Origin of the sequence: Thalassovita sp., from assembly GCF_034670005.1 — a bacterium.
GTDB lineage: Bacteria > Pseudomonadota > Alphaproteobacteria > Rhodobacterales > Rhodobacteraceae > Thalassobius.
In genome coordinates, this window is sequence record NZ_JAXMOH010000001.1 from 116,939 (window position 1) to 138,760 (window position 21,822).

27 protein-coding genes are annotated in these 21,822 nt (G+C 60.1%); 15 read left to right on the top strand and 12 right to left on the bottom strand.

Features of this window, described 5'->3' with window-relative positions:
* The first annotated feature begins 38 nt into the window (after positions 1-38).
* From VOI23_RS00635 to bluB, 8 genes are all read left to right on the top strand, one after another.
* A complete protein-coding gene (locus tag VOI23_RS00635; protein WP_323780006.1) occupies positions 39-1,253 on the top strand; it encodes a hypothetical protein in 1,215 nt (404 codons plus the stop codon).
* Between the two features lie 205 nt (positions 1,254-1,458).
* Positions 1,459-2,982, top strand: coding sequence for a signal recognition particle protein (gene ffh, locus VOI23_RS00640; RefSeq protein WP_323780008.1), 1,524 nt, complete (start codon positions 1,459-1,461; stop codon positions 2,980-2,982).
* Between the two features lie 4 nt (positions 2,983-2,986).
* Positions 2,987-3,544, top strand: a complete 558-nt coding sequence (locus VOI23_RS00645) for a GNAT family N-acetyltransferase (RefSeq protein WP_323780012.1) — start codon at positions 2,987-2,989, stop codon at positions 3,542-3,544.
* Positions 3,541-4,062: a GNAT family N-acetyltransferase gene (locus VOI23_RS00650; protein WP_323780015.1), complete on the top strand. Its 522-nt coding sequence runs from the start codon at positions 3,541-3,543 to the stop codon at positions 4,060-4,062. Before VOI23_RS00645 ends, VOI23_RS00650 begins: the two co-directional genes overlap by 4 nt.
* Positions 4,062-4,664: a GNAT family N-acetyltransferase gene (locus VOI23_RS00655; protein WP_323780018.1), complete on the top strand. Its 603-nt coding sequence runs from the start codon at positions 4,062-4,064 to the stop codon at positions 4,662-4,664. The genes VOI23_RS00650 and VOI23_RS00655 overlap by 1 nt, the downstream gene beginning before the upstream one ends.
* Positions 4,657-4,953, top strand: a complete 297-nt coding sequence (locus VOI23_RS00660; protein WP_323780021.1) for a chorismate mutase — start codon at positions 4,657-4,659, stop codon at positions 4,951-4,953. The genes VOI23_RS00655 and VOI23_RS00660 overlap by 8 nt, the downstream gene beginning before the upstream one ends.
* Positions 4,954-4,994: 41 nt before the next feature.
* On the top strand, positions 4,995-5,384 hold the full coding sequence (gene rpsP / locus VOI23_RS00665; RefSeq protein ID WP_323780025.1) for a 30S ribosomal protein S16: 390 nt from the start codon (positions 4,995-4,997) through the stop codon (positions 5,382-5,384).
* 17 nt (positions 5,385-5,401) lie between these two features.
* Positions 5,402-6,031 carry a 5,6-dimethylbenzimidazole synthase gene (bluB, locus tag VOI23_RS00670; protein WP_323780028.1) on the top strand — a complete coding sequence of 210 codons (630 nt, stop codon included), beginning with the start codon at positions 5,402-5,404 and terminating at the stop codon, positions 6,029-6,031.
* A gap of 171 nt (positions 6,032-6,202) precedes the next feature.
* On the opposite strand, the gene VOI23_RS00675 is transcribed toward bluB, so the two are convergent.
* Positions 6,203-6,589, bottom strand: a complete 387-nt coding sequence (locus VOI23_RS00675; RefSeq protein ID WP_323780030.1) for a DUF302 domain-containing protein — start codon at positions 6,587-6,589, stop codon at positions 6,203-6,205.
* A gap of 474 nt (positions 6,590-7,063) precedes the next feature.
* Between VOI23_RS00675 and VOI23_RS00680 the strand changes: the two genes are divergently transcribed.
* Positions 7,064-8,332, top strand: a complete 1,269-nt coding sequence (locus VOI23_RS00680; protein WP_323780033.1) for a DUF2254 domain-containing protein — start codon at positions 7,064-7,066, stop codon at positions 8,330-8,332.
* A 416-nt stretch (positions 8,333-8,748) separates the two neighbouring features.
* Here VOI23_RS00680 and VOI23_RS00685 read toward each other — a convergent pair whose 3' ends face one another.
* From VOI23_RS00685 to atpD, 9 genes are read right to left on the bottom strand one after another with little or no spacing between them, the layout of a single operon-like run.
* Positions 8,749-9,603, bottom strand: coding sequence for a FoF1 ATP synthase subunit gamma (locus VOI23_RS00685; protein ID WP_323780036.1), 855 nt, complete (start codon positions 9,601-9,603; stop codon positions 8,749-8,751).
* Positions 9,600-11,123, bottom strand: a complete 1,524-nt coding sequence (locus VOI23_RS00690; RefSeq protein WP_323780039.1) for a F0F1 ATP synthase subunit alpha — start codon at positions 11,121-11,123, stop codon at positions 9,600-9,602. The genes VOI23_RS00685 and VOI23_RS00690 overlap by 4 nt, the downstream gene beginning before the upstream one ends.
* Positions 11,113-11,850 carry a F0F1 ATP synthase subunit delta gene (locus tag VOI23_RS00695; RefSeq protein ID WP_323780042.1) on the bottom strand — a complete coding sequence of 246 codons (738 nt, stop codon included), beginning with the start codon at positions 11,848-11,850 and terminating at the stop codon, positions 11,113-11,115. The genes VOI23_RS00690 and VOI23_RS00695 overlap by 11 nt, the downstream gene beginning before the upstream one ends.
* Positions 11,851-11,854: 4 nt before the next feature.
* Positions 11,855-12,100: a F0F1 ATP synthase subunit C gene (locus VOI23_RS00700; protein WP_323780045.1), complete on the bottom strand. Its 246-nt coding sequence runs from the start codon at positions 12,098-12,100 to the stop codon at positions 11,855-11,857.
* Complete coding sequence (locus VOI23_RS00705; RefSeq protein ID WP_323780047.1) at positions 12,100-12,813, bottom strand: F0F1 ATP synthase subunit A; 714 nt, start codon at positions 12,811-12,813, stop codon at positions 12,100-12,102. Before VOI23_RS00705 ends, VOI23_RS00700 begins: the two co-directional genes overlap by 1 nt.
* The gene (locus VOI23_RS00710; protein ID WP_323780050.1) at positions 12,810-13,115 is read right to left on the bottom strand and encodes an ATP synthase subunit I; all 306 of its coding nucleotides are present in this window, start codon (positions 13,113-13,115) and stop codon (positions 12,810-12,812) included. The genes VOI23_RS00705 and VOI23_RS00710 overlap by 4 nt, the downstream gene beginning before the upstream one ends.
* Entirely contained in the window at positions 13,097-13,390 is a 294-nt protein-coding gene (locus VOI23_RS00715; RefSeq protein ID WP_323780051.1) for an AtpZ/AtpI family protein, read from the bottom strand. The genes VOI23_RS00710 and VOI23_RS00715 overlap by 19 nt, the downstream gene beginning before the upstream one ends.
* Entirely contained in the window at positions 13,387-13,782 is a 396-nt protein-coding gene (locus VOI23_RS00720; RefSeq protein ID WP_323780054.1) for a F0F1 ATP synthase subunit epsilon, read from the bottom strand. The genes VOI23_RS00715 and VOI23_RS00720 overlap by 4 nt, the downstream gene beginning before the upstream one ends.
* 11 nt (positions 13,783-13,793) lie before the next feature.
* Positions 13,794-15,257, bottom strand: coding sequence for a F0F1 ATP synthase subunit beta (gene atpD / locus VOI23_RS00725; RefSeq protein ID WP_323780057.1), 1,464 nt, complete (start codon positions 15,255-15,257; stop codon positions 13,794-13,796).
* A gap of 810 nt (positions 15,258-16,067) precedes the next feature.
* Between atpD and VOI23_RS00730 the strand changes: the two genes are divergently transcribed.
* On the top strand, positions 16,068-16,382 hold the full coding sequence (locus VOI23_RS00730) for a hypothetical protein (RefSeq protein ID WP_323780061.1): 315 nt from the start codon (positions 16,068-16,070) through the stop codon (positions 16,380-16,382).
* A 19-nt stretch (positions 16,383-16,401) separates the two neighbouring features.
* On the opposite strand, the gene VOI23_RS00735 is transcribed toward VOI23_RS00730, so the two are convergent.
* Together VOI23_RS00735 and VOI23_RS00740 are read right to left on the bottom strand one after the other, a co-directional pair.
* Complete coding sequence (locus VOI23_RS00735) at positions 16,402-16,722, bottom strand: hypothetical protein (protein WP_323780064.1); 321 nt, start codon at positions 16,720-16,722, stop codon at positions 16,402-16,404.
* Between the two features lie 50 nt (positions 16,723-16,772).
* Positions 16,773-17,468, bottom strand: coding sequence for a LexA family transcriptional regulator (locus VOI23_RS00740; RefSeq protein ID WP_323780066.1), 696 nt, complete (start codon positions 17,466-17,468; stop codon positions 16,773-16,775).
* Between the two features lie 95 nt (positions 17,469-17,563).
* Between VOI23_RS00740 and VOI23_RS00745 the strand changes: the two genes are divergently transcribed.
* From VOI23_RS00745 to VOI23_RS00765, 5 genes are all read left to right on the top strand, one after another.
* Positions 17,564-17,872 (top strand): hypothetical protein, encoded by a 309-nt coding sequence (locus tag VOI23_RS00745; protein ID WP_323780069.1) that lies wholly within the window; start codon positions 17,564-17,566, stop codon positions 17,870-17,872.
* The gene (locus VOI23_RS00750; protein ID WP_323780072.1) at positions 17,872-18,285 is read left to right on the top strand and encodes a hypothetical protein; all 414 of its coding nucleotides are present in this window, start codon (positions 17,872-17,874) and stop codon (positions 18,283-18,285) included. Before VOI23_RS00745 ends, VOI23_RS00750 begins: the two co-directional genes overlap by 1 nt.
* A complete protein-coding gene (locus VOI23_RS00755) occupies positions 18,282-18,572 on the top strand; it encodes a hypothetical protein (RefSeq protein ID WP_323780074.1) in 291 nt (96 codons plus the stop codon). The genes VOI23_RS00750 and VOI23_RS00755 overlap by 4 nt, the downstream gene beginning before the upstream one ends.
* A 189-nt stretch (positions 18,573-18,761) precedes the next feature.
* Complete coding sequence (locus VOI23_RS00760; RefSeq protein ID WP_323780076.1) at positions 18,762-19,616, top strand: ParB N-terminal domain-containing protein; 855 nt, start codon at positions 18,762-18,764, stop codon at positions 19,614-19,616.
* Positions 19,616-21,793 (top strand): transposase domain-containing protein, encoded by a 2,178-nt coding sequence (locus tag VOI23_RS00765; RefSeq protein WP_323780080.1) that lies wholly within the window; start codon positions 19,616-19,618, stop codon positions 21,791-21,793. Before VOI23_RS00760 ends, VOI23_RS00765 begins: the two co-directional genes overlap by 1 nt.
* Positions 21,794-21,822 lie beyond the last annotated feature (29 nt).

The following is a 21,822-nucleotide window of genomic DNA, read 5'->3' on the forward strand; positions in this document are numbered from 1 at the left end:
AAAGTGTCCCTCAGCTGAACAACAGGAAAAATGGCCGCATGTTTGCCGTCGCTAATACTGAAAAGCTGGTGGCCGATGGCATCATCACGCCCGACCAGGCCGAAGAAATCAAACATCGCGCCCGTGATGCGATGATTGCGCTCGCGGTGAATTCAGTGCTTTGCCTGGGTATTTTTGCAGCAACAGCCGGGTTCATCTTGTGGCTGGCCGAACCGGGTGCGGTCGCCATGCTGGGATCTCTGATTCTGGCCGGCGGCATCGCCATTTTGACGCGTGGCGCAAATTTGACCCGTATGTTCGGCAACGCTGCGGCACTTATGGGTGCGGGCCTGTTGCTGGGCGGCGGCACGGTCGAACTGCTGATGAACTTCGAACACGTCGCCGGTTGGATCATGGCAGCAGTGGGTGCGATCACCATGGCTCTGTCCGCCTTGGCGCTGGTGCGCAAAAGCGCTGCGGCAGGATTCGTGATCGGGGCAATACTGCTGATGGGTGTCGCATTGCACCTCTTTGGGGTTGGTTTCCTGCTCGACCAATTCGACCTGTTTGGCGTCGCCAAAGCTGGCTTTTTCCTCTATGCGTTCGCTGTGATCGCGGTTGCGGGCTGGTTTACCGATATTCGCTTGATCACCGCCCTTTCCATCGTCCCCTTCGCACAGGCGCTGGATACCGGAACCGAATATTTTCACGCCGCCTATGTGTTCTATTCCCCTGAACCGGCGCTTTCGATCTTGCAATTGGGCGCACTGATTGCGCTGTGCCTCTGGATCGCGGCGCGCAGACAGGGACAGGTGGCGCGCCATGCCGGTATCTTGGCGATTCTGGCCTTTATCGTCGCCAACCTGTCGGCCCTGGTTGGATCACTTTGGGGCGATGTGGTGGGCGAAACGATCTGGGGGCCCAACTATGCCGGTTTCTATGGAACGGACGGGCAATACCAATCGGAACAGTACCGGGCCGCGAAGGCAGCTTTCAACGACAGCGCCATGCATATTTCCGCAAACGTTTTCTCAGTACTTTGGGCCATCGCACTGGTGCTGATCGTATTTTGGGCCGCCCATCGCAACAATCGCGGTCTGTTCAACGCCGCGATGACCTTTGGCGCGATCCACGCCTACACCCAGTTTTTCGAAAGCTTTGCCGACGAACCGCTCGCTTATGTCATCGGCGGGCTGGCGGCGATCCCGCTGGCCTGGGGCATGTGGCGGCTCAACGCGACCTTCCTTGCCAAATCCAGTTCTCCTGCTGGCTAGGTGTTTGAGACCGTAAAACTTGACTCTGCCGCGCGCCGCCGCTAAACGCGCACTCAATTCCGGAAGTCCGTCATGCTTCCGGTCCTTTGCATTGTGCAAGGATCGCCCCCCGTCAGCGCGTCGCGCCCACGGGGGCAGTTGGCATTTGGGCCGGTCCTGACTACCTGTAGGGCCATATTGCAACGGGGTTAAAGGAGCCGCGGGAATGTTTGAAAATCTATCCGAACGCCTGGGCGGAGTCTTTGACCGCCTGAGCAAGCAGGGCGCGCTGAGCGACGAAGACGTCAAAACCGCCCTGCGCGAAGTGCGCGTCGCGCTGCTCGAAGCCGACGTTTCGCTGCCCGTGGCCCGCGATTTCGTCAAGAAGGTACAGGAACAGGCCACCGGGCAATCGGTAACCAAATCGGTTACGCCCGGTCAGCAGGTCGTCAAGATCGTGCATGACGCGCTGGTCGACGTTCTGGCCGGCGAAGGCGACCCGGGTGCGCTGAAGATCGACAACCCTCCGACGCCGATCCTGATGGTCGGCCTGCAGGGCTCGGGCAAAACCACGACCACCGGCAAGCTGGCCAAGCGGCTGACCGAAAGAGAAGGCAAGCGGGTGCTGATGGCCTCGCTCGACGTCTACCGTCCGGCGGCGATGGAACAGCTGGCGGTTCTGGGCACCCAGATCGGCGTCGATACCCTGCCGATCGTGCCGGGACAAAAACCGGTCGATATCGCCAAACGCGCCAAGCAGCAGGCGACGATGGGCGGCTATGACGTCTACATGCTCGATACCGCCGGTCGGCTGCATATCGACGAAGTCCTGATGGACGAGGTCGAACAGGTCCGCAACGTGGTCAACCCGCGCGAAACCTTGCTGGTGGTCGACGGGCTGACCGGTCAGGTCGCCGTTGAGGTGGCCGAGGAATTCGATGCCAAGGTCGGCATTTCCGGCGTCGTCCTGACCCGGATGGATGGCGATGGGCGCGGCGGTGCCGCTTTGTCGATGCGCGCCGTGACCGGCAAGCCGATCAAATTCGTCGGCCTTGGCGAAAAGATGGACGCGCTGGAAACGTTTGAGCCCGAGCGTATCGCCGGCCGTATCCTCGGCATGGGCGACATCGTGGCCCTGGTCGAAAAGGCGCAGGAAACCATCGAGGCCGAACAGGCCGAACGGATGATGAAGCGGTTCCAGAAGGGTCAGTTCAATATGAACGACCTGAAAATGCAGCTGGAACAGATGATGAAAATGGGCGGCATGGAAGGCATCATGGGCATGATGCCGGGCATGGGGAAAATGGCCAAGCAGGTGCAGGATGCGGGCTTTGATGATAAAATCATCACCCGTCAGATCGCGCTGATCCAGTCGATGACCAAGAAAGAACGCGCCAATCCCAAACTGCTTCAGGCCAGCCGCAAGAAACGGATCGCCAAAGGTGCCGGTCAGGATGTCAGCGACCTGAATAAGCTGCTGAAAATGCACCGGCAGATGGCCGACATGATGAAAAAAATGGGCAAGATGGGCAAAGGCGGCATGCTGAAACAGGCCATGAAAGGCATGTTCGGCAAAGGTGGCATGCCCGCCGACATGGCCGGCATGGACCCGTCACAGATGGACCCGAAAGCGCTGGAAGCCGCAGCCAAGGCAATGGGCAGCGGCAAGGGCATGCCCGGCGGATTGCCGGGTCTCGGTGGCGGCATGGGCCTGCCCGGCGGGCTCAGCGGCTTCGGCAAGAAGAAGTAAACCGATGCTGACCCAAGCCCCCACCCTTGAAACCGAACGTCTGATCCTGCGCGGCCCCGAAAACCGGGATGCCGAACCGCTGATCGCGTTCCTGTGCGATCAGGAACGGGCGGCGGGTTTCGGAGCCTCCCCCGACCGGCACGACGCCTGGCGCTGGTTCGGGCTGATGGTGGGCCATTGGCATATCCGCGGCTACGGCTATTTCGTGATCGAGGAAAAGGCGACGGGCAAGACCGCAGGCATCTGCGGCATCTGGAATCCGGACGGCTGGCCTGAACCGGAACTGGGCTGGGTCGTGTTCGACGAGTTCGAAGGCATGGGGCTGGCTCACGAGGCCGCCCTGCGCGCCCGCGAATGGGCCTATGCGCCCGACGGGCTGGGATTTACCACGCTGACCTCGAACATCGTGCCGTCGAACGCGCGCTCCATCGCGCTGGCCGAACGGCTCGGCGCCTGGGCAGAACGCACCTACACCAATGTCCACATGGGCGAAGACATCCTCTATCGCCACCCCGGTCCCGATGATCTGGACAAGGACGGATCGGTGGAGGCTTACGCATGAGCCTGTCGCTGAACATCCCGGTGATCGAAACCGAACGGCTGATCCTGCGCGGCCCGCGCGAAAGCGATTTCGAACCTTTCGCCGCCTTCAGCGCGTCAGAGCGGGCGAAATTCGTCGGCGGTCCCTATACGCGTTACCGCAGTTGGGGCGGGTTTCTGGCGGGCTACGGTCATTGGGCGCTGCGCGGATACGGCATGTGGATGCTTGAGGATCGCGCCAGCGGGGCAACTGCAGGACGCGTCGGTGTCATCTTCAACGAAGGCTGGGACGAACCGGAACTGGGCTGGCATATCTATGACGGGTTCGAAGGCCGGGGACTGGCCTATGAGGCTGCCCTTGCGGCCCGTGACTATGCCGCGCGCCATTTCGGCATCACCGCCCCGATCAGCTATATCGACCCGGCCAACACCCGGTCCAAGGCATTGGCAGACCGGTTAGGCGCACGGTTCGAACGCGAAGGCGAAGTGGTGGGCGAAGCCTGCCACGTCTACCGCCATCCCGCGACGGAGGCCGCGTGATGCCGGTGAACATCCCTACCCTGGAAACCAAGCGCCTGGTCCTGCGCGGACCGGAGCCGCAGGATTACCCGAATTTCAAATCGACCTTCACCAGCTACCGCGCCCGGTTCATGGGCGGGCCGCTGAACGATTATGAAACCTGGATGCTCTATGCCGCCGAAATCGGCCATTGGCAGATCCGCGGCTATGGCATGTGGATGATCCACGACAAAGAAACCGACAAACCGCTGGGCATGGCCGGCGGCTGGAAACCGGCGAAATGGCCGGAACCGGAACTGGCCTGGATCATCTGGCCGGAAACCGCTGGCAAGGGCTATGCGCTGGAAGCAACCAACGTGGTGCGATCCTATCTCTATAACACGCTCGGCTGGGAAACCGCCGTGTCCTATCTGGACCCAAAGAACCTCGATTCGATCCGGTTGGCCGAACGGTTGGGCGCAAAAAGGGACCCCGAGGCGGTCAGCGTCGATGGTAATGACGTGGTGTACCGCCACCCCAGCCCAGCACGATTGAAAGACACCCAGCTGTCGCACGGTATTGCGATGGAATTGGCAAATTACGCCGATCCGCTGTTCAAACCGAAAGGATTCGCCCTTGACTGACGCCGCAACCCGCGCCGCGGAACTCCTCAAGGACCACCGCGAAAGCATCGACCGTCTGGATGCGATCCTCGTCTATACTCTGGGCGAGCGATTCAAACACACCCAGGCGGTGGGCCGTCTCAAGGCCGAACACGACCTTCCCCCGTCCGATCCGGCCCGCGAAGCCAAGCAGATCGCACGGCTTGAAGATTTGGCAAACCGGGCTGACCTGGACCCCGATTTCGCCAAGAAGTTTCTGAACTTCATCATCGCTGAAGTTATTCAGCACCATAAGAAACATCAGGAATAACCGGTCCGATACCGGTCCACGCCATCTAAGGAGAAAACACCATGGCTATGAAAATTCGTTTGGCCCGCGGCGGCTCTAAGAAACGTCCCTTCTACCGCGTTGTCGCAGCAGATTCGCGTATGCCGCGCGATGGCCGCTTCATCGAAAAACTGGGCACCTACAACCCGCTGCTGCCGAAAGACAGCGAAGAGCGTGTGAAACTGGACCTGGAACGCGTTCAGTACTGGCTCGATCAGGGCGCACAGCCTACCGACCGTGTGGCCCGTTTCCTCGAAGCTTCCGGCACTGTTGCCAAGACCGAACGCAACAACCCCAAGAAAGCCGTCCCGGGCAAGAAAGCTCAGGATCGCACGGAAGAAAAAGCCGCTAAGGCCGCTGAAGCTGCTGAAGCAGCAGCAGCCCCTGCCGAAGAAGCAGCGGCAGAAGAATAAGTCAGAGGAGCGTTGGAATGCAGGCCTTCCCGCCAGATTTTCAACGCGACCTGACCGATTTGATGCGGTGGCGGCGCGATGTGCGCCGCTTCCGCACCGATCCAGTGGACGAGGCATTGCTGCAGCAATGCCTCGACACGTTTCTGCTGGCTCCTTCGGTGGGGCTGTCGGAACCCTGGCGGGTCATTCGGGTGGTCAGCGATCCCGCCCGGACCGCCGCTTTGGAAAACTTTACCGCCGCCAATGCCAATGCCTTGGCAGGCTATGACGGCGACAGAGCACAGCTTTACTCCAACCTCAAATTGACCGGAATGCAAAACGCCCCGGTGCAACTGGCCGTCTATTGTGACGATGACACCGAAAAAGGCCATCGTCTGGGCGCCGCCACAATGCCGGAAACCCGCCGTTATTCGGTTGTATCCGCGATCAATCTGTTCTGGCTCGCGGCGCGGGCGCGCGGTATCGGCGTTGGCTGGGTGTCGATCCTCGACCCAGAGCAACTGCGCCGCGATCTCGATGTGCCGGACAGCTGGACCTTGGTCGGCTATTTCTGCGTCGGCTGGCCCGAAACCAATGACGACACCCCTGAACTGGAACGCGCGGGCTGGGAAACCCGCCGCGATCATCTGCCGGTCGAAACCCGCTAACAGTCAGCGCCCGCCCGGGCGGTTCGCTGGAACCGCCCGAACTGTTGCAATGGCAGGACGCTGCACCTGCCAATCGTCGCGCGCATTCAAGGGCCATATCGCCATGTCAGCAGCACCGCGCCCTCGCCACGTTAAACAAGAAAGGGCCGTTTGACGACGTTCATCGGCGGTTCAGATTGCCTCGACGGCCTTGGCCAGCAGGTCGCGCACCTGCCCGGCAACATCGGTCAACGCGTCGTTATCGATCGCCTGCATCGACGCCACCGGGTCGATCGCGCTGACCTCGACCCCACCATCCACTTCTCGCAGGATCACATTGCAGGGCAACATCGCGCCGACGCGTGGCTCCATGCTGATGGCTTCAAAGGCCATCTTGGGATTGCAGGCGCCAAGAATCCGGTACGGGCGCATCTCCGCATCCAGCTTCTTCTTCATGGTGGCTTGCACGTCGATCTCGGTCAGGACGCCAAAGCCGCTATCGGCCAACGCCGCACGGGTGCGGGCATCAATGTCCTCGAACGATTCTCCCTTGAAGGTTCGGTTGATCGTATAGGTCACGGCAATTTCCTTTCAGATGAAACAGTTGGCAACGCCGTCCGGATGGCGTTGCAGGGATAGCGTACAGGGATAGCATCGCAGATAGAACCGGCGATCCGGCCGCCGCCTTCTCAAAAAAGATTGATATCCCAAACATCAGCACGCAGTGTGAGGCAGATCAATGCACTCACCTGACTATTGGCTTTGCCAAATGCAGGGCGGCGCATATCGAGTTGGGTTTGGAATGGTGTTTGGCCCGGTTTTCATGATCCTGATTAGGATTGTCGCTGGCACTAACTATGGCCTGCGCGTGTTCGGCGGCCGGTCATGGGTGGCAGCGGAATATCTGCAAATGACCGTGCACAGGCGCGACCTAAGGAATATTTTGCAGGGGTGAAATCCCCAAGGAATTTGGAGAACGCAAGAGACTGCTGGTTGACTGATCCGTGTCTTCAACCAGCCTAAAAGGCGATCGCTGCCAGATATTGAAATGTGATGCACAGATTTTATCATATTATCTCAAGAACATGGGACCGGCTGCGCAGCAGTTTCTGGTTCCTGCCCTCGATCATGGCAATCTGCGCCATGACAGCGGCCATCGTTCTTATTCTGCTGGACTCACTAGAGGCGTCACAGCTTGGATGGATCTCCGAATGGCCCTATGCTTTCGGCCCGGAGAGCGCACGCGCGATCCTGTCGGCCATCGCCGGGTCCATGATTACGGTCGCGGGCGTCACATTTTCGATGACAATGCTCACCCTTCAGCTTGCCTCGTCACAGTTCGGCCCCCGAATGCTGCGTGATTTCATGCGCGACCGCGGCAACCAGATCGTGCTTGGCACATTCCTGTCCACCTTCGTTTACTGCCTGCTGGTGCTGGCCTCCGTTCGTGGAAGCGGCAGTTTCTCCTTCGTTCCTCTGATCGCTGTAACCTTCGGCATGATCCTGGCGGTCGCAAGCCTGGCGACGCTGATCTACTTCATTCACCACATCGCCAGCTCGATCCGGATCGAGACCATTCTGGCCAAACTCACGGCAGAGGCCTGCAAGACCGTTGAACGGTGTTTCCCGGAACATAGAGATCCCTCTGCGCCGCGTCCCGAACAAGCAATGGCCGAGGCCCCGCCGCAAAATTTTGATGACGACAGCCGGTCCGTGGTTTCATCGGACAGCGGCTACATACAGTCGGTCGATCTGGACGCGCTTCTTCAGATGGCCTGCGAAAATGACCTCGTTATCCGGATAGAGGCCCGGACCGGCAGCTTTGTTTCAAATGGTGGGGCCCTTGTCACCGCCAATCCCTATGGCCGGGTCTCGGATTCCGTCGCTGAAAACCTCGGCAATGCGTTCTCGCTTGGTCAGGAGCGCACGCCCGAATACGATATCCAATTCTCTCTCAGGCGGATTGTGGAGATCGCGCAACGGGCCTTGTCGCCGGCGATCAATGACCCGACAACCGCGCTTTATTGCCTGGATCGGCTTGGGGAAGTGCTTGAGACTTTGGCAGGCCGTCAAATCCCATCAGGCAGGATCGTGGATCAGGACATGAAACTGCGCGTCGTTTTCGATCCAGAGACTCTGGCGGACCTAGCCTGTTCGGCGTTCGCGGCGATTGCCCGGTACGGACTCAGGGACGATGATCTCGTCGCGCAACTGCTGGATGTCATGGAAAGATGCAGCCGCAGCGCTCCCACGCCGGATCGCGAAACGATCATGCGCCTCCACGACGCGATCAAGTTGGAAAGCCCGGCTTCGAGCTTTTAAAACCCAACGCAGGCGGCGCGGCCAAGCCGTTTGTGATTGGCGTATCCAAGCTTGGTCGCTTTTATCACCCGATAAATATGTCCAAAGGAGCGATGACACAGAGCGCGACGGCAATAAGAGTTACGATGAGCCAGAATCCCTCGCTTATCCGGGCAGCTACTTGTATTGTATTCACGGTAAATGCCTCGCCGCTACGGTCCTGCAGCAGCCGTCCTTCGCCTTCCCGGCCCCTCTGCCCGCTCAATTAGCGTCTGCCGATGGGTCTGGCGCAACGACTTCCCCTCGTGGTTCAGGTAGGTCGAGGAGCGCAGCGCGTCTTAGATCGGCTCGGCGCTGCGATCGTCGCCAACATGCGCTTGCAGAAACAGATCAGTAGCAGACCGCGAAAACGCTGGCGACACCAGTCCCCGTCGGCGTCACCTGTCGGCGCTCACAGTCGCAGCGCCGGTCCCCAGTTCGATGATCTCAGCGGTAATCGCCTCTTGCCGCACCCGGCGCAGCGTCGCCTCGAAAACGACAAGCTCACGCGCGATCTGGGCGTCTGCGGCCGCCATCGCCTCCATTCTCGCCTCGTTCTCGGCGGCAAAGGCATGGAGCGCCGCCTTGCAGACCAAGGCATGCAGGTAGTCCCCGCTGAGACTGTTGATCAGCGCATCTGTGGGAAGCTGGGTCAATGGACGTGTCGCCCCGGGCGGCGGCAGGTCCGACAGGTCGATCGGCAACAGAACCTGTCGATGGATTTGCGGTTGTCCGGCCGCCCAACCGGCATGGACCACGTCCATCCGGTCGAAACGGCCCTCGTCTAGGGCGCGGTAGATTGCCTTGGCGATTCCGTCGGCCAGTTTCGGAATGCCAGGCGTGTGAGATGACATCGGCGCGGAAAAAACCGGATGCAGCCCACGCGCCGCAGCGATCGAAAGGCCACGAGAGCCGATCAAAAACAGGCTGGCGTCCGATAAATCATCGTCGATGCTGTCCAACACCCGTTCGCTGAAGGCTCCGGCAAAGCCCTGTTCGGCGCAGAACACCAATAGCCCGGTGCGGTCACCGGTCTGACCTTCTGGGGCCTTGGCCGGTGACGCGCCCCCCGCCGGGCCGAGCGCGTTGGAAATGGCGGTCGCGACGGTCGCGGCGTAACTGTCGACCGCCTCGATCTGTGACCGCGCGGTGCGGGCGCGGGCGGCGGCGATACCCTTCATCGCATTCACCACGGCCCCCAATTGGCGAATGCCGTCGATCCGGGCGCTGATATCGGCCAGACGCTCGGTCATGTCGCGGTCTCCGCATCGCCCAGCAACTTGGAAAGGCGGGTCATTGTGGCCATCAGGGCGGCCCGCGCCTCTGCATCAAGACCCCCTGTCTCGGCAATGGCGCGCAGGGCATCGGCAGCGTCCCGGTCAAGCGCTGACGGCAGCTGGGTTCGAAAGGCGGCAACAGCCTCAAGTGGCAAGGCGTCCAGCAGCCCCGTTTGCACGGCGAGCAAAAGGGCCACTTCATCGGCCAACCGAAGCGGCGCATTCTGCCGTTGACGCAGAATCGCCCGGATTCTTTCCCCACGCTTGAGTTGCTCGCGAACCCGACCCTCGGGCAGCCCCCCGAACCGGGTGAAGACCTCGAGTTCCAGAAACTGCGCATAGTCGAGCCGCAGCGTACCGGCCGCCTCGCGCAGCACGGTCGCCTGGGTCTTGCCACCCACGCGGCTGACGCTCTGACCGACATCCACCGCCGGTTTCTGCCCTTGATGGAACAGGTCTGCATTCAGCACGATCTGACCGTCCGTGATCGAGATCAGGTTGGTCGGGATAAAGGCCGACAGGTTTCCCGCATCGGTTTCAGCAATCGGCAGCGCGGTCAGCGATCCGCCGCCGCGGGCCTCGGACAGTTTGGCGGCCCGTTCCAACAGGCGGGCATGGATATAAAACACGTCCCCCGGATAGGCTTCGCGCCCCGGCGATTGCCGGGTCAGCAGTGCTATTTCCCGGTGGGTGGCGGCGTGTTTGGACAAATCGTCGATCACCACGAGGGCGTGTTGCCCCTTGTCACGGAAATATTCCGCCATCGTAATGCCTGCATAAGGCGCAATCCATTGCAGCCCCGGTGCCGAGGCAGACCCCGCGACCATCACGATGCAGCGCGAAAAATTGCCCTGCGCTTCAAGTGCGTCGATGGCGCGGCGCACGCTGGACGTCTTTTGTCCTACGGCGACATACACGCAGATCATGTCGCTGTCGCGCTGCGCGATCAACGCATCGACGGCCAGCGTCGTCTTTCCGGTGGAATGATCCCCTACGATCAATTCGCGCTGGCCCCGGCCAAGCGCGAACAGCGTGTCCATAACGAGGGTCCCGGTCTGCACCGGCTCGGTCACCAGATCGCGCTCGATGATCGACGGTGCCGGGCGTTCGATCGGCCATCGGTCCCCGGCTTCAATCGGTCTCTTTCCGTCGAGCGGGCGGCCAAGAGGGTCCACGATGCGCCCGAGCAGCGCTTCGCCGACGGGCACACTCACCACCTCGCCTGTGCCAAATACGGCATCGCCCGCCTCGACCTCGGTCGCGGCGTCGAGAAGCACGCACCCAATCAGATCGGGGTCCAGTACCCGGGCGAACCCGAACTGGCCGCCCTCGAACTGCAGAACCTCGTCCAGCCGAACGTCCCGCAACCCCGAAATCATCGCGACCCCGTCCCCGATTTCCTCGACGCGGCCCCTGTGTTCAGATCGCGGACCCAACGCGGCGATGCGCACTGCGTCCTGCGCCGCTGCGAACCAGTCCGGCGCGTCAGGTGGCATTCTTGACCTCCTTCAAAATATCTTCGAGGTCAGACCGCCAACTGTTATGCAGCACGAAATGCGCGCTGCGCAGTTCCAGTCCGGCAATCAGATCCGGGTCGGTGACAACACGCAGGCCGGGCTTGCCGCCCAGTGCATCGCTTACCGCTTGTTCGATCGCGGCCTTTTCCGCGCCCTCCCGGGCTGTGGCGGTGACAATCTCGAGATCGTCTTCCGAAGCTATCAGCGCTTCACGCTCAGAGGCAGGCATAGAAGCGATCGCCTCGACCAGCTTGGCAAGGAACCCCGCCTGAACTGAGGGCGTGTTGAACCGGGCGAGAAGCTTGGCCGCAATCTCGACCGATAGCGTGGCGGCCTTCGCCGCATTCTCCTTGCGCATTGCGTCTCTGTCACGGTCGATGGCGGTACGCGCAGCCGCCACAAGCGCGTCGGCCCGGGTCTGCGCATCGGTCAGCGCGGCCTTCGTGGCCGCGTCTGCTGCCGCCTTGGCTTGGTTAAGTATGACGTCGCGTTCGGCCGCGATGCCTGCGCGGGCCTCTTGCACCTCGGACAGCGCTGCTTCGGCCTTGTCCTGCACCGTCTTGCCTTCGTCCAGCATCGCCTGCGCCATTTCCTGGCGCCGGGCGATCGCCCCGGCAACCGGACGCCAAAAAACACGCGACAGAAGCCAGGCAAGGATCAGGACGTTGACGGCCTGTAAACCAAGTCCCCACCAATCAAGGGTCATGCGCTTATGCCAAAAGCGGGTTGGCGAATAGCAGCAATAGCGCGATCACCAGGCAATAGATCGCCGTAGTCTCGATCATCGCGAGCCCAACGAAGAGCGTGCGCGAGATGGTGTTTCCGGCATCGGGCTGACGGGCAATGGCGTCCATTGCGGCGGCGACGGCGCGCCCTTCGGCAAGCGCGGGGCCAATGGCGCCAAAGGCCACGGCAAACGTGGCACAGAAAATACTGGCCAAACTTAGATAGTCCATCATGAATCCTTTTTTGTTGAGAGAGGGGCAATGTCGGCGTTCGGAGGGGGCGCGGCGCCTTCCTCGACTGCGGCCGTGATGAACACCATCGCCAGTACCGCGAAGATATAGGCCTGTACCAGCCCGGTCAGCAGATCGAGCGCCATCAGCGGAATCGGCACCAGCAGTCCAGCCAACGAGGCGACGATGCCGATAACGAACACCCCGCTCATCACATTGCCGAACAGCCGGACGAACATGGAAAAGACCCGGGTCAGGCTCTCCAGCATGTTCAGCGGGATCATCACCGGATTGGGCGCGGCGAAGGATTTCAGCCAACCGCCCACACCCCCGGCACGTATGCCGAACCAGATCACCGAAAAGAACACCAGAGCCGCAAGCGCCGCGTCGGTTTCAAGCTGCGCGGTGGGCGGCTCGACCCCAGGCACCAGCGAGGACCAGTTCGCCACGAGGATGAACAGGAACAGCGTACCGATGAAGCCGCGATAGGGCGCAGGCGCAGCGCCAGTCGTCTCGGTGATCTGAGTGTCGAGCGTCGCAACCATCAGTTCCAGTGCGGCCTGACGCCGGCTGGGCCGAAGCTCGAGCCGCCGGGTCAGGAAGAACGCCCCGACGACCAGAACGAACATGATCGCCCAGGTCGTGACGATCGCATGCGAGATCGGAACCGGCCCAAGCTGGAACATAACGGTGGACTCAAGCGGAGAGTTCAAACTTGGTCCCCCCGCGTTCTGCGCAGCATAATCCGCTTGGCACAGAGAACCCCCGCCAGCGCCGCCAATAACGCAAAAGCGCCGGCCAGCACCGCAATGTAAAGCCCTGCAGCAAGCAAGACGAACCGTCCCAAAGTCAGCGCCAGACCAAGAATCGGCTGGTCGCCCGTGACCAGCAGGTCGACCGTTCTGCGCAGGATGCTGAAATAGGCAAACCCCAAGACAAGTCCGCCTGCAAAACAGACCGGCAAAATCACAAGGAGCGGGATAGCATGCAGGTCGATCATCGTGAGTTCATCCATTTCCACCCGGTCCATCCGCCAATGCACACACCCAGCAGCATCAACGGCGCGCTCCAGAAGATACCGGTTGAAAAATGCGCATCAAGCCAGCGCCCGAAAAACAGTCCCGCCAGAGTCGGCACCACGAAAATCCAGCCCAGCACGCCGATCTGTGCCAGACGGCGGCCGACGGACATGTCGCCCTCGCGCAGCCAAAGGTCCCGTCGTGCGCGCTGCAGGCGGATTTCCTCGACCAGAGGATCGGTTTCGGACTCGTCCGAGGGGTCTTCGCTCATCGCAATTCTCCCGCGCCAGCACCTGACCGCAACCGGCTGATCATCCGGCGGATGGCGTGCAGTTGCAGGCGCATGGTCTCGACATGCTCAACCCGTTCTTCGTCGGCTTCGGACTGGAACCGGGCCAGGACCTGCGTGTCCAGAGTGGCCAGATCGTCACCCGCCACCGCCTCGCGGGTGGCGACGGCAATCGTGTTTCCACCGATCACGGTCAGCACCCCGCCGCGCAGGGCGCAGAACCGTTCGGCCCCGGCGGTTTTCCAACTGAGGATCGAAACGGTGAGCGCGGTCAGGAACGGGGCGTGGCCGGGCCTGATACCGAAGCTGCCGCTCGCATCCTCGGCCCGCAAGCTGTCCGCATCCTCGTCCACCACGACGGACAGGGGGGTCACGATCCGCAACCTCATGCCGCGGCCTCGGCACCAGCGGCGCCAGAGGCTTTTCCATCGGCCTCTTTCCGTCTCGCGTCCTCCAGCGTGCCGACCATGTAGAGCGAGCTTTCGGACCAATCGTCGGTCTCGCCGTCCAGTATGGCCCGGCACCCCAACAAAGTCTCGGCCAGTGGGACGCTGGCCCCCGGCGTGTTGGTAAAGGCCTCTGTCACCATGAACGGCTGGGTCAGGAAACGCTGCAACCGCCGTGCACGTTTCACAATCAAACGGTCGGCGATACCCAGCTCCTCAACCCCAAGGAGCGAAATGATATCGGTCAACTCGCGGAATCGGGCCAGCGCCTGTCGGACGGCCTCGGCGGTCCGGTAGTGGTCGTCACCGACAACCAGCGGATCAAGCAGCATCGAGGACGACCCCAAGGGGTCGATCGCCGGATAGAACCCCTCGGCCGCCTGAGCTCGCGACAGCATGATGACGCAATCCATATGGCTGGAAATCGTCGTGACGGCGGGGTCGGTGAAGTCGTCGGCGGGAACATAGACAGCCTGAATGGCCGTCACCGCGGACCCAGCGACCGAGGCGATACGCTCTTGCAGACCCGCCACCTCGGTGGCGAGCGTCGGCTGGTAGCCCACACGCGAGGGAAGACGGCCCAGAAGGCTCGACACCTCTGCCCCGGCCTGAACGAAACGGAACACGTTATCCATCAGCAAAAGCACATTTCGGTGTTTCTGATCGCGGAAATATTCCGAGACCGTCAACGCGGTCATAGGTGCCCGCCAACGCGCGCCCGGTGGTTCGTTCATCTGGCCGTAGACCAGCACTGTGCGGTCCAGAACGCCCGATCCCTGCATTTCTGTCAGCAGCTCATGCCCTTCGCGCGACCTCTCACCGACGCCCGCGAAGACCGAGATACCTTCGTATTTCTCGACCATGGCGCGGATCAGTTCCATCACCAGAACGGTTTTGCCGACCCCGGCACCGCCGAACATCGCCGCCTTGCCGCCCTTCGCCATCGGCGTCAGCAGGTCGATTACCTTTATGCCGGTCTCGAACACCTCGGTGGTGCGGGTCTGGGACCGCAGAAGCGGCGGCAGCGCGTGGATTGACCGGCGCGGGATGTCGTCAGGCAGGGCGGGCCCGTTGTCCTGCGGATTACCGACCACATCCAGTAGCCGCCCGAGGATGTCTTTCCCCACGGGCACGGTAACCGGACCTCCGGTCGCCCGAACCAAAACACCCCGGGCAAGGCCTGCCGTGGACTGAAACGCCACTGCGCGTACTGTTTCCTGATCAAGATGACTGTGAACTTCGAGAATGAGAACGGTCGGTTGGTCCCACTTCACGATCAGGGCAGAATTGATGGGCGGCAGGTCGGCCCCGGCAAAGACGACATCCACGACTGCCCCCCGGACGGCATGCACGACGCCGTCAGATGGGACAAGTTTGTCGCTAAGCTCTTCTTGTTCCGGCATGCGTACAGGGTCCTCTGAATTTTCGGCCAGTTGCCCTTGATCCAGTCAGCCTACGCTCCGAAGCCGGGCGTGACGATGATCGGTGTCAACTTGGAAATTCAACCACAAGCGGGAGATAGTCAAGTGATCCGAACCGGCATCCGATTGAAACCGCCCTGACGGGTGCTATGCCCATGAGAGGCGAGACTACAGCGGACCTGCAAGTCCACCGCATGGCATTTAATCGGGTTTAAGCTGCCATTAAATCGCCCGAGCGTCGCGAATGTTTAAATGGGTCTGCTGCAAACATAAGTGTCAAACACTGCAAATTTCGCTGACCGGCTGTTAGTTGACACCTATTCTTACAGTGAGGGCGGAAGAGGTCGGGACAAAGCGGAAGTGTTCGGACAGCATTGAAAACATAGGGATTTTCGAGCGCAAGCCTGTCTCGATGTGGCGCGGGGGCTCTGACAAAAGAATTTGCCATAAATGGGCCTTCAACGGCCGTTGAAGGCTGATTGACCAAGGACAGAGCGGTGCTGGCCGGCTATCAGCTAAGTGCTGTTCAATAAAGGATATTCAGGTTGAATACCGACTGAGATCGAGATTTGAACATCGTTCAGCGGCAATCGGAACTGGGACGTTAGGGTCCCAGAAAGGATTCAGCGTCCCAGAAGCTGGAATTTGTTGAATAAACAAATAGTTATTCAATATTCACTATAGATGAACAGCACAACGAACTGGGACGCGATTTGACATGCTTCGTACATCGCTAGCGTTTTCATCTGGAATTGATACAATCACAGGTAAGTTAGTCGACGGAGTATACTAATGACCTATTTGAAGCTAACCGCATATGCGGCATTCGTTCTGTCCGGGATTGTCCTGATCGTTGCCATTGCAAACGAAGCAGTGATGCTGATCGGGGGATCGATTTGGGCTGCCCTGATAGGGATAGCTATGTTGGCGGCGTCCGAGGCCTTAGGGTATCTCAGGGAAATGAGGGACGCCTTGGTCGGTGCGCGATCCGACATTGATACCGTGCCGGCACAAGATCGAGAAGCTCAGCCAGCAGGCACCGCGCCAGAACCCCGAAGCATCACAGATATCACGAATGACCTAGAGCGGATGAAGACCAGAATGTAATTCTTCGATAATGTGCGGATCAATCTTTGCGAGGCAATATCGACCCGCTTCGATAGCACTTGACGCTCCAAGTGTTGGCAAATTCGTCAATAGCATATTGGCGAGTTTCTGGGGTCAGCATGCGAGGTTGGCTATAGGCATCCAAGATCATGTCGCGAAGCCCAGGCTCACTTCCTAGTCTATTCATCATCTCCGAGATAGGCCACCCCCCCATCTGCCGGTGCGTCGCAATCGTATTTGCAGTTATTTTGTCGATCATACAGTCGTCCTGGGCCACGCCCTGGGTTGCAATTGCGAGCGCTGATAATGGAGCCAGTATGTAGAAATGGTAGTTTTTCATTTTTTACCTCTTAGGATCAATTCTGTCTGCGATCCAGACGACATCACCAATCATAGTGTTGCGAGCACGGCTCGAACGCGTGCGATAGGCTGAAAATCCAAAGCACTATCCGGTGCGATGAAAATTGGTTGAAACAAAGGGTTATCAGATAGCAATACCACCAGTTTCTCACCAGTTCGATTAATAATCTGCAGCCGTTTCACGACGACGGCTCCTTCATGGCGGATGACATAAACGCCGGGAGGCGACCAGTCCGCCTTTCCGGTAAAATCGACGAGGATATGGGAGCCGTCAGGGATCGTCGGGGCCATACTGTCCCCCTTGACGCGCACGAGACCCGCCAAGTCAGCGGCAATGCCGTTTTGCATAAGCCAAGAGCGCGAAAATGCTACCTCACGAGACGCCTCTTCGCTGGCCGGCACGATGCCGTTACCAGCTGCGGCGTCGATGTCATAAGTGCGAATCGTAGAGTACTCTTGATCCCCTATTCGCACCTCACCGTGCAACGGTTTGTTTCTGTTTGTTGGTCCAATTGGCGCCCTATCGCTATCCACTGAAAACAGCCAATTCAGATCGACCGGGAATATTTCCACTAGCTTCGAGATGAACTGGTCGTTCACGCGCTGACGACCCGATTCGATGTCTCGAATTTTTGACGGCTTTTCTTTGAGAGCTGCAGAAAACTCATCCTGTGTCATGCCTGACAACGCTCTAAGCTCTTTTAATTTATGGCTAATTTCTGACATCGTCAGCCTTCTCGGTTAGTGGAATATTTCCATTGACCTTGCGGTGGATATTTTCCATTATCGCTACAAAAGAGGTAAGCGGGTGTAGCAATACAATGACAGGGAAAAAGCCAAAACTCCAGCCGGGCGCAATCCTGCACGAGGCCATCGTAGGGGCATTCCGCGTCAGCGGAGACAATTTCAACGCATGGTGTTTACGGAATGACATCACCCCGTCCGTAGCGCGAAATGCAACGTTCGGGCAGTCGCGCGGTCCTGCGGGGCAGAAGCTGCTGGGGCGGCTGATCGAGGCAGCCGGTGCTGATTTCGTCGAACAGGCATATGAGCGCCGTTTGGTAGATCATGCTGCCGAGTTCGGGGGGGTGGCCAAAAAGAACGCAACCTCCAAAGGGAGGGCGGCGTGATGCTGGCCTACGACGAAATCGTGGTTCGCGCCCGCATGGCGACGGATGGGCTGTCACCACTAGAGCGCGCCGCGCTTGGCGTGACGATCATCGAGGCGATCCGACAGGCCAATCAGTTTGCACTGGTCAATCAGGCAAGCCGTATCTGCGCGGATCATGGCCAAGCGCTGTGTAAGGCCAGCATGGATGGTCTGAGCTATCTTCCTGACCCAAAATACCCGACCGATGCCATCACTCACGAAGAACAGAGTCGGGATGCAGAGCCCCCGCGCCATAGCAGGGCGCGGGCGGTTCTTGCGAAGCTGCGCGAGATCGATGAGTTCGTCGACAATTCCATCATCGGGGATCTGATCGGCGTGGCTGCGCTTGCCACGATCCTGATCGTCGGGCTGTTCTGGGGGTATCTGCAATGAGCAAGGATATCCCACTCTACCGTGTCCGGCAGATCGGCCTGCAATTCGCCGTTGTGAACCGCGCGAATGAGCGTGTCAGCCCGTTTTTCCGCCGCAAGGATGATGCCGAAGACATCTGCCAGAAGCGGATTGAAAAAGTTGGCACAGGTCTTCGGCACTGCCTGAGCTGCCGCGCAGAATTTCAAAGCGACGGGGTACATCACCGGATGTGTTCGCATTGCCGCAGCCGCGGCGCTGCATCGGTGACGCCGGTGTCCGTGGTGCTGAACAGCGGTGCGCAGATTTGACCAGAGATTTTCGAATTCCTGAAACGACATTGAAAGGGCCAAAACCGATGTCTGACCATCATGATTTTGACAACCACAAGTTCCTCCATCGGTTAGTTGGCCCTTCCGATGGCAGGCGCCACCCGGCGCAGGGCCAAGCGCAAAGCGCGGCCGCGCCGGGTGGTTCGAATGCAGAGGATGGTCGCTCCGATGCGTGAACCGAAGTTGCTACAGATTGGCAAGGTTCCAGTTGCCGGTGTCGATGACAGTCAGCGCCTGCGACCGGTCAGCGAAGCGGGTGTCGAGAGCCTGATCGCTTCGGTCGAGGAACTGGGCGTTATGAAAGACCCGATCCACGTTCGTCAGGTCAAAAGTGGCAATCTGGTTCTGATCGCTGGCGGTCACCGTTTGGAAATGGCCCGGCGATTGGGCTGGGAAGAAATCGAGGCAAAGGTCTGGACGGATGTGACCGACGATTGGGCCTGCTTGATGGAGATCGATGACAACCTTGCCGGGGCAGAAATGAATGCCCTGGACACGGCGATATTCCTGGCCACCCGCAAACGGGTTTACGAAAAGCTGCACCCGGAGACCAAGGCCGGTTTGGCAGGCGCTGTGGCGCGTTGGAATGCAACGGAACCAAGTTCCGTTGCATTTGTGACGGCGACTGCTGAGAAATTCAATCTAAGCGACCGGCAAATCCGGAAGATTGTAGCAGCTGGAGCCAGCCTTGGCGGCGACGAAATCGACCTTTTGCGCGGGTCGACCCGCCAGGTCACCCTGAAAGACCTAACCGAAATCGCCAAGATCGGGCAGGATGACGAACGCAAACAGGTGGTTTTGCGGCTTTCCAGCGGAAATGCCAAATCTGCATCCGACGCCCGCAAATCGCTGGCGAAAGAGGCCGGAACTGCGCCAGTTAAAGACCCTGTTGAAGATGAGTTTCAGGCGCTTTTGAAGCGCTGGAAACGCGCATCCCCGGCAATCCGGCGTCGGTTCGTGACCGAGGCCTATGACGATCTTTCCGACTTCATTTCGGATGAATGCGAACGGAGGGAACGGTGATGCCCAGGGCCCAGCCGACACAAGTCTGGTGGTCCGCCGATGAAATAGCGGCGGCGGCTTTACCGGATCTACCCACGACGAAGCGCCGCGTGAATGCGATGGCGGAGCGCTTCAACTGGCGCGCCCAGACCGGCCATGCCCGGCGGCGTCAGGGGCGCGGCGGGGGCTGGGAATATCATTGGGCGTTGTTTCCGTCGCGGGCGCAGGCCGCGCTTCTGGCCGTGTCTGCGCCGACGGAAACGGCCCCGTCCCGGCAGGTCGATCGCGCCGAAATCTGGACGTGGTTCGACGCCCTGCCCGCGAAGCCCAAGGCAGAGGCACAGCGACGGCTGGACATTCTTCAGTCTGTCGAATTGCTGGAACGCGGCGGGCAGACCAAGGACCTGTCTGTTCACATGATCGCCACCCGACGGGATGTTTCCCATCGCACCATCTGGAATTGGTTCGCGGCAGTTGAAGGGGTGCGCCCGGATGATCGTCTGCCGCATCTGGCCCCCCGGCATCGCGCGACCCGTCGCAAGGTGAAACGCGCCGAGGTGTCCGAGGCGTTCTGGGATTTCCTGAAATCCGATTTCCTGCGGCCAGAGCGGCCCACATTTGCGGCATGTTATCGTCGCGCCGCTCGGATCGCAGACACTGAAGGTTGGCAGACCGCCCCCGAGCGCACCATGCGGCGGCGGCTGGAAACAGAGGTTTCCGCGACGACGATCACGCTATGTCGCAAAGGCGTTGACGCCCTGAAGGCTATGTACCCCGCGCAGACCCGCGATCGGATGAGCCTGCATGCGATGGAAGCGGTCAATGCCGACTATCACCGTTTCGACGTCTTCGTGCGCTGGCCGTCTGAGCCGGGATCGAATTCTGCTCAGGATGAAATAGTACGCCCTCAAATGGTGGCATTTCAGGACATCTTCTCGGGTCGCATTCTAAGTTGGCGGATCGACAAGACGCCAAACAAGGTGGGCGTATCTCTGGCCCTTGGCGACATGATCGAACGCTTCGGAATTCCCGATCGTATTGTCCTGGATAACGGTCGTGAATTTGCCAACAAGTTCCTGACGGGCGGCACCCCGACCCGGTTCCGTTTCAAGGTCAAGGACGACGATATTCCTGGTGTCCTGACAACGCTTGGTGTCAAGGTGCATTGGGCCACGCCCTATTCGGGTCAGTCCAAACCGATCGAGCGGGCGTTCCGCGACCTAGCGGAGGACATTGCCAAAGACCCGCGCTTTGCCGGCGCATATACCGGCAACGGGATCGACGCGAAGCCGGACAATTACGGATCAAAGGCAATCCCGCTGGACCGCTTCATCGAAGTGGTGGCGGAAGGGATCGAGGAACATAACGCCCGGGCCGGTCGGCGTGGTCAGACCACGATGGGCCGCAGCATTCTGGAAACCTTTGAAGCCAGCTATGCCGAGGCTCCGATCCGCAAAGCAACAGCCGAGCAGCGCAGGCTGTGGCTGATGGGGGCAGAAGGCCTGAAGGCTGACAGCCGCAGCGGCGCCATCAAGTTCATGGGCAACAAGTATTACGCCGAGTGGATGTACGAGATCGCGGGCCAAAAGGTGGTGGTGCGGTTCGATCCTGCCAACATTTGGGATGGGTTGCACATTTACGCCCTGAGCGGGGAATATCTGGGCGTTGCAGATTGCACAGAAAACGCCGGTTTCTTCGACTTGGCGGAAGCACGCAATCATGCCTCTGCCCGCCGCAAGTGGATGAATGCCGAGAAAGAGGCCGCCAAGGCTGCCGCCGTGTTCGACGCTGCACAGCTTGGTTCGTTTATGGATGGGGCTGCGGCGAAGGCCCCGCAAGAAACCACGCCAGTCGAGGCCAAAATCGTGCGCCCCGCAGCCTTCGAGAAGGCCCCGCGCCCGGTTCCATCGGCCCGAACGCTCAGCGCCGCAGAGCAGGCGCAACGCGCCGTGTTCGTCGCGAATTTCGGCGACCATTCGAAAGCGGAGGAACAGACGGAGACATCCGCGAAAGAGGATATGCGCACCCGGTTCGCCAAAGCGCAGGAAATGGAGGCGCGCCTGGCCGATGGCGAAGCGTTGTCGCCAGATATGGAACGGTGGCTTTCGGGCTATCGGACCACCCCAGAATACAAGGCCATGCGCGACATGATGGGCGCGTTTGGGAGTGTTGAAGGGGAAGGTGGCGCGGCTGGATAGCAGCCAGACCGCGCCGGATTGCAGAGCAA

Bases quoted from the DNA above. Each gene is read 5' to 3' on its own strand.
- VOI23_RS00650 (WP_323780015.1), top strand. From the start codon at position 3,541: ATGAGCCTGTCGCTGAACATCCCGGTGATCGAAACCGAACGGCTGATC.
- VOI23_RS00710 (WP_323780050.1), bottom strand. From the start codon at position 13,115: ATGGATGAACTCACGATGATCGACCTGCATGCTATCCCGCTCCTTGTG.
- VOI23_RS00735 (WP_323780064.1), bottom strand. From the start codon at position 16,722: ATGAAAAACTACCATTTCTACATACTGGCTCCATTATCAGCGCTCGCA.
- VOI23_RS00715 (WP_323780051.1), bottom strand. From the start codon at position 13,390: ATGAGCGAAGACCCCTCGGACGAGTCCGAAACCGATCCTCTGGTCGAG.
- ffh (WP_323780008.1), top strand. From the start codon at position 1,459: ATGTTTGAAAATCTATCCGAACGCCTGGGCGGAGTCTTTGACCGCCTG.
- VOI23_RS00645 (WP_323780012.1), top strand. From the start codon at position 2,987: ATGCTGACCCAAGCCCCCACCCTTGAAACCGAACGTCTGATCCTGCGC.
- VOI23_RS00635 (WP_323780006.1), top strand. From the start codon at position 39: ATGTTTGCCGTCGCTAATACTGAAAAGCTGGTGGCCGATGGCATCATC.
- VOI23_RS00700 (WP_323780045.1), bottom strand. From the start codon at position 12,100: ATGGACTATCTAAGTTTGGCCAGTATTTTCTGTGCCACGTTTGCCGTG.
- VOI23_RS00750 (WP_323780072.1), top strand. From the start codon at position 17,872: ATGCTGGCCTACGACGAAATCGTGGTTCGCGCCCGCATGGCGACGGAT.
- bluB (WP_323780028.1), top strand. From the start codon at position 5,402: ATGCAGGCCTTCCCGCCAGATTTTCAACGCGACCTGACCGATTTGATG.
- VOI23_RS00730 (WP_323780061.1), top strand. From the start codon at position 16,068: ATGACCTATTTGAAGCTAACCGCATATGCGGCATTCGTTCTGTCCGGG.
- atpD (WP_323780057.1), bottom strand. From the start codon at position 15,257: ATGCCGGAACAAGAAGAGCTTAGCGACAAACTTGTCCCATCTGACGGC.
- VOI23_RS00655 (WP_323780018.1), top strand. From the start codon at position 4,062: ATGCCGGTGAACATCCCTACCCTGGAAACCAAGCGCCTGGTCCTGCGC.
- VOI23_RS00690 (WP_323780039.1), bottom strand. From the start codon at position 11,123: ATGCCACCTGACGCGCCGGACTGGTTCGCAGCGGCGCAGGACGCAGTG.
- VOI23_RS00685 (WP_323780036.1), bottom strand. From the start codon at position 9,603: ATGACCGAGCGTCTGGCCGATATCAGCGCCCGGATCGACGGCATTCGC.
- VOI23_RS00680 (WP_323780033.1), top strand. From the start codon at position 7,064: ATGCACAGATTTTATCATATTATCTCAAGAACATGGGACCGGCTGCGC.
- VOI23_RS00745 (WP_323780069.1), top strand. From the start codon at position 17,564: ATGACAGGGAAAAAGCCAAAACTCCAGCCGGGCGCAATCCTGCACGAG.
- VOI23_RS00695 (WP_323780042.1), bottom strand. From the start codon at position 11,850: ATGACCCTTGATTGGTGGGGACTTGGTTTACAGGCCGTCAACGTCCTG.
- VOI23_RS00755 (WP_323780074.1), top strand. From the start codon at position 18,282: ATGAGCAAGGATATCCCACTCTACCGTGTCCGGCAGATCGGCCTGCAA.
- VOI23_RS00760 (WP_323780076.1), top strand. From the start codon at position 18,762: ATGCGTGAACCGAAGTTGCTACAGATTGGCAAGGTTCCAGTTGCCGGT.
- VOI23_RS00765 (WP_323780080.1), top strand. From the start codon at position 19,616: ATGCCCAGGGCCCAGCCGACACAAGTCTGGTGGTCCGCCGATGAAATA.
- VOI23_RS00740 (WP_323780066.1), bottom strand. From the start codon at position 17,468: ATGTCAGAAATTAGCCATAAATTAAAAGAGCTTAGAGCGTTGTCAGGC.
- rpsP (WP_323780025.1), top strand. From the start codon at position 4,995: ATGGCTATGAAAATTCGTTTGGCCCGCGGCGGCTCTAAGAAACGTCCC.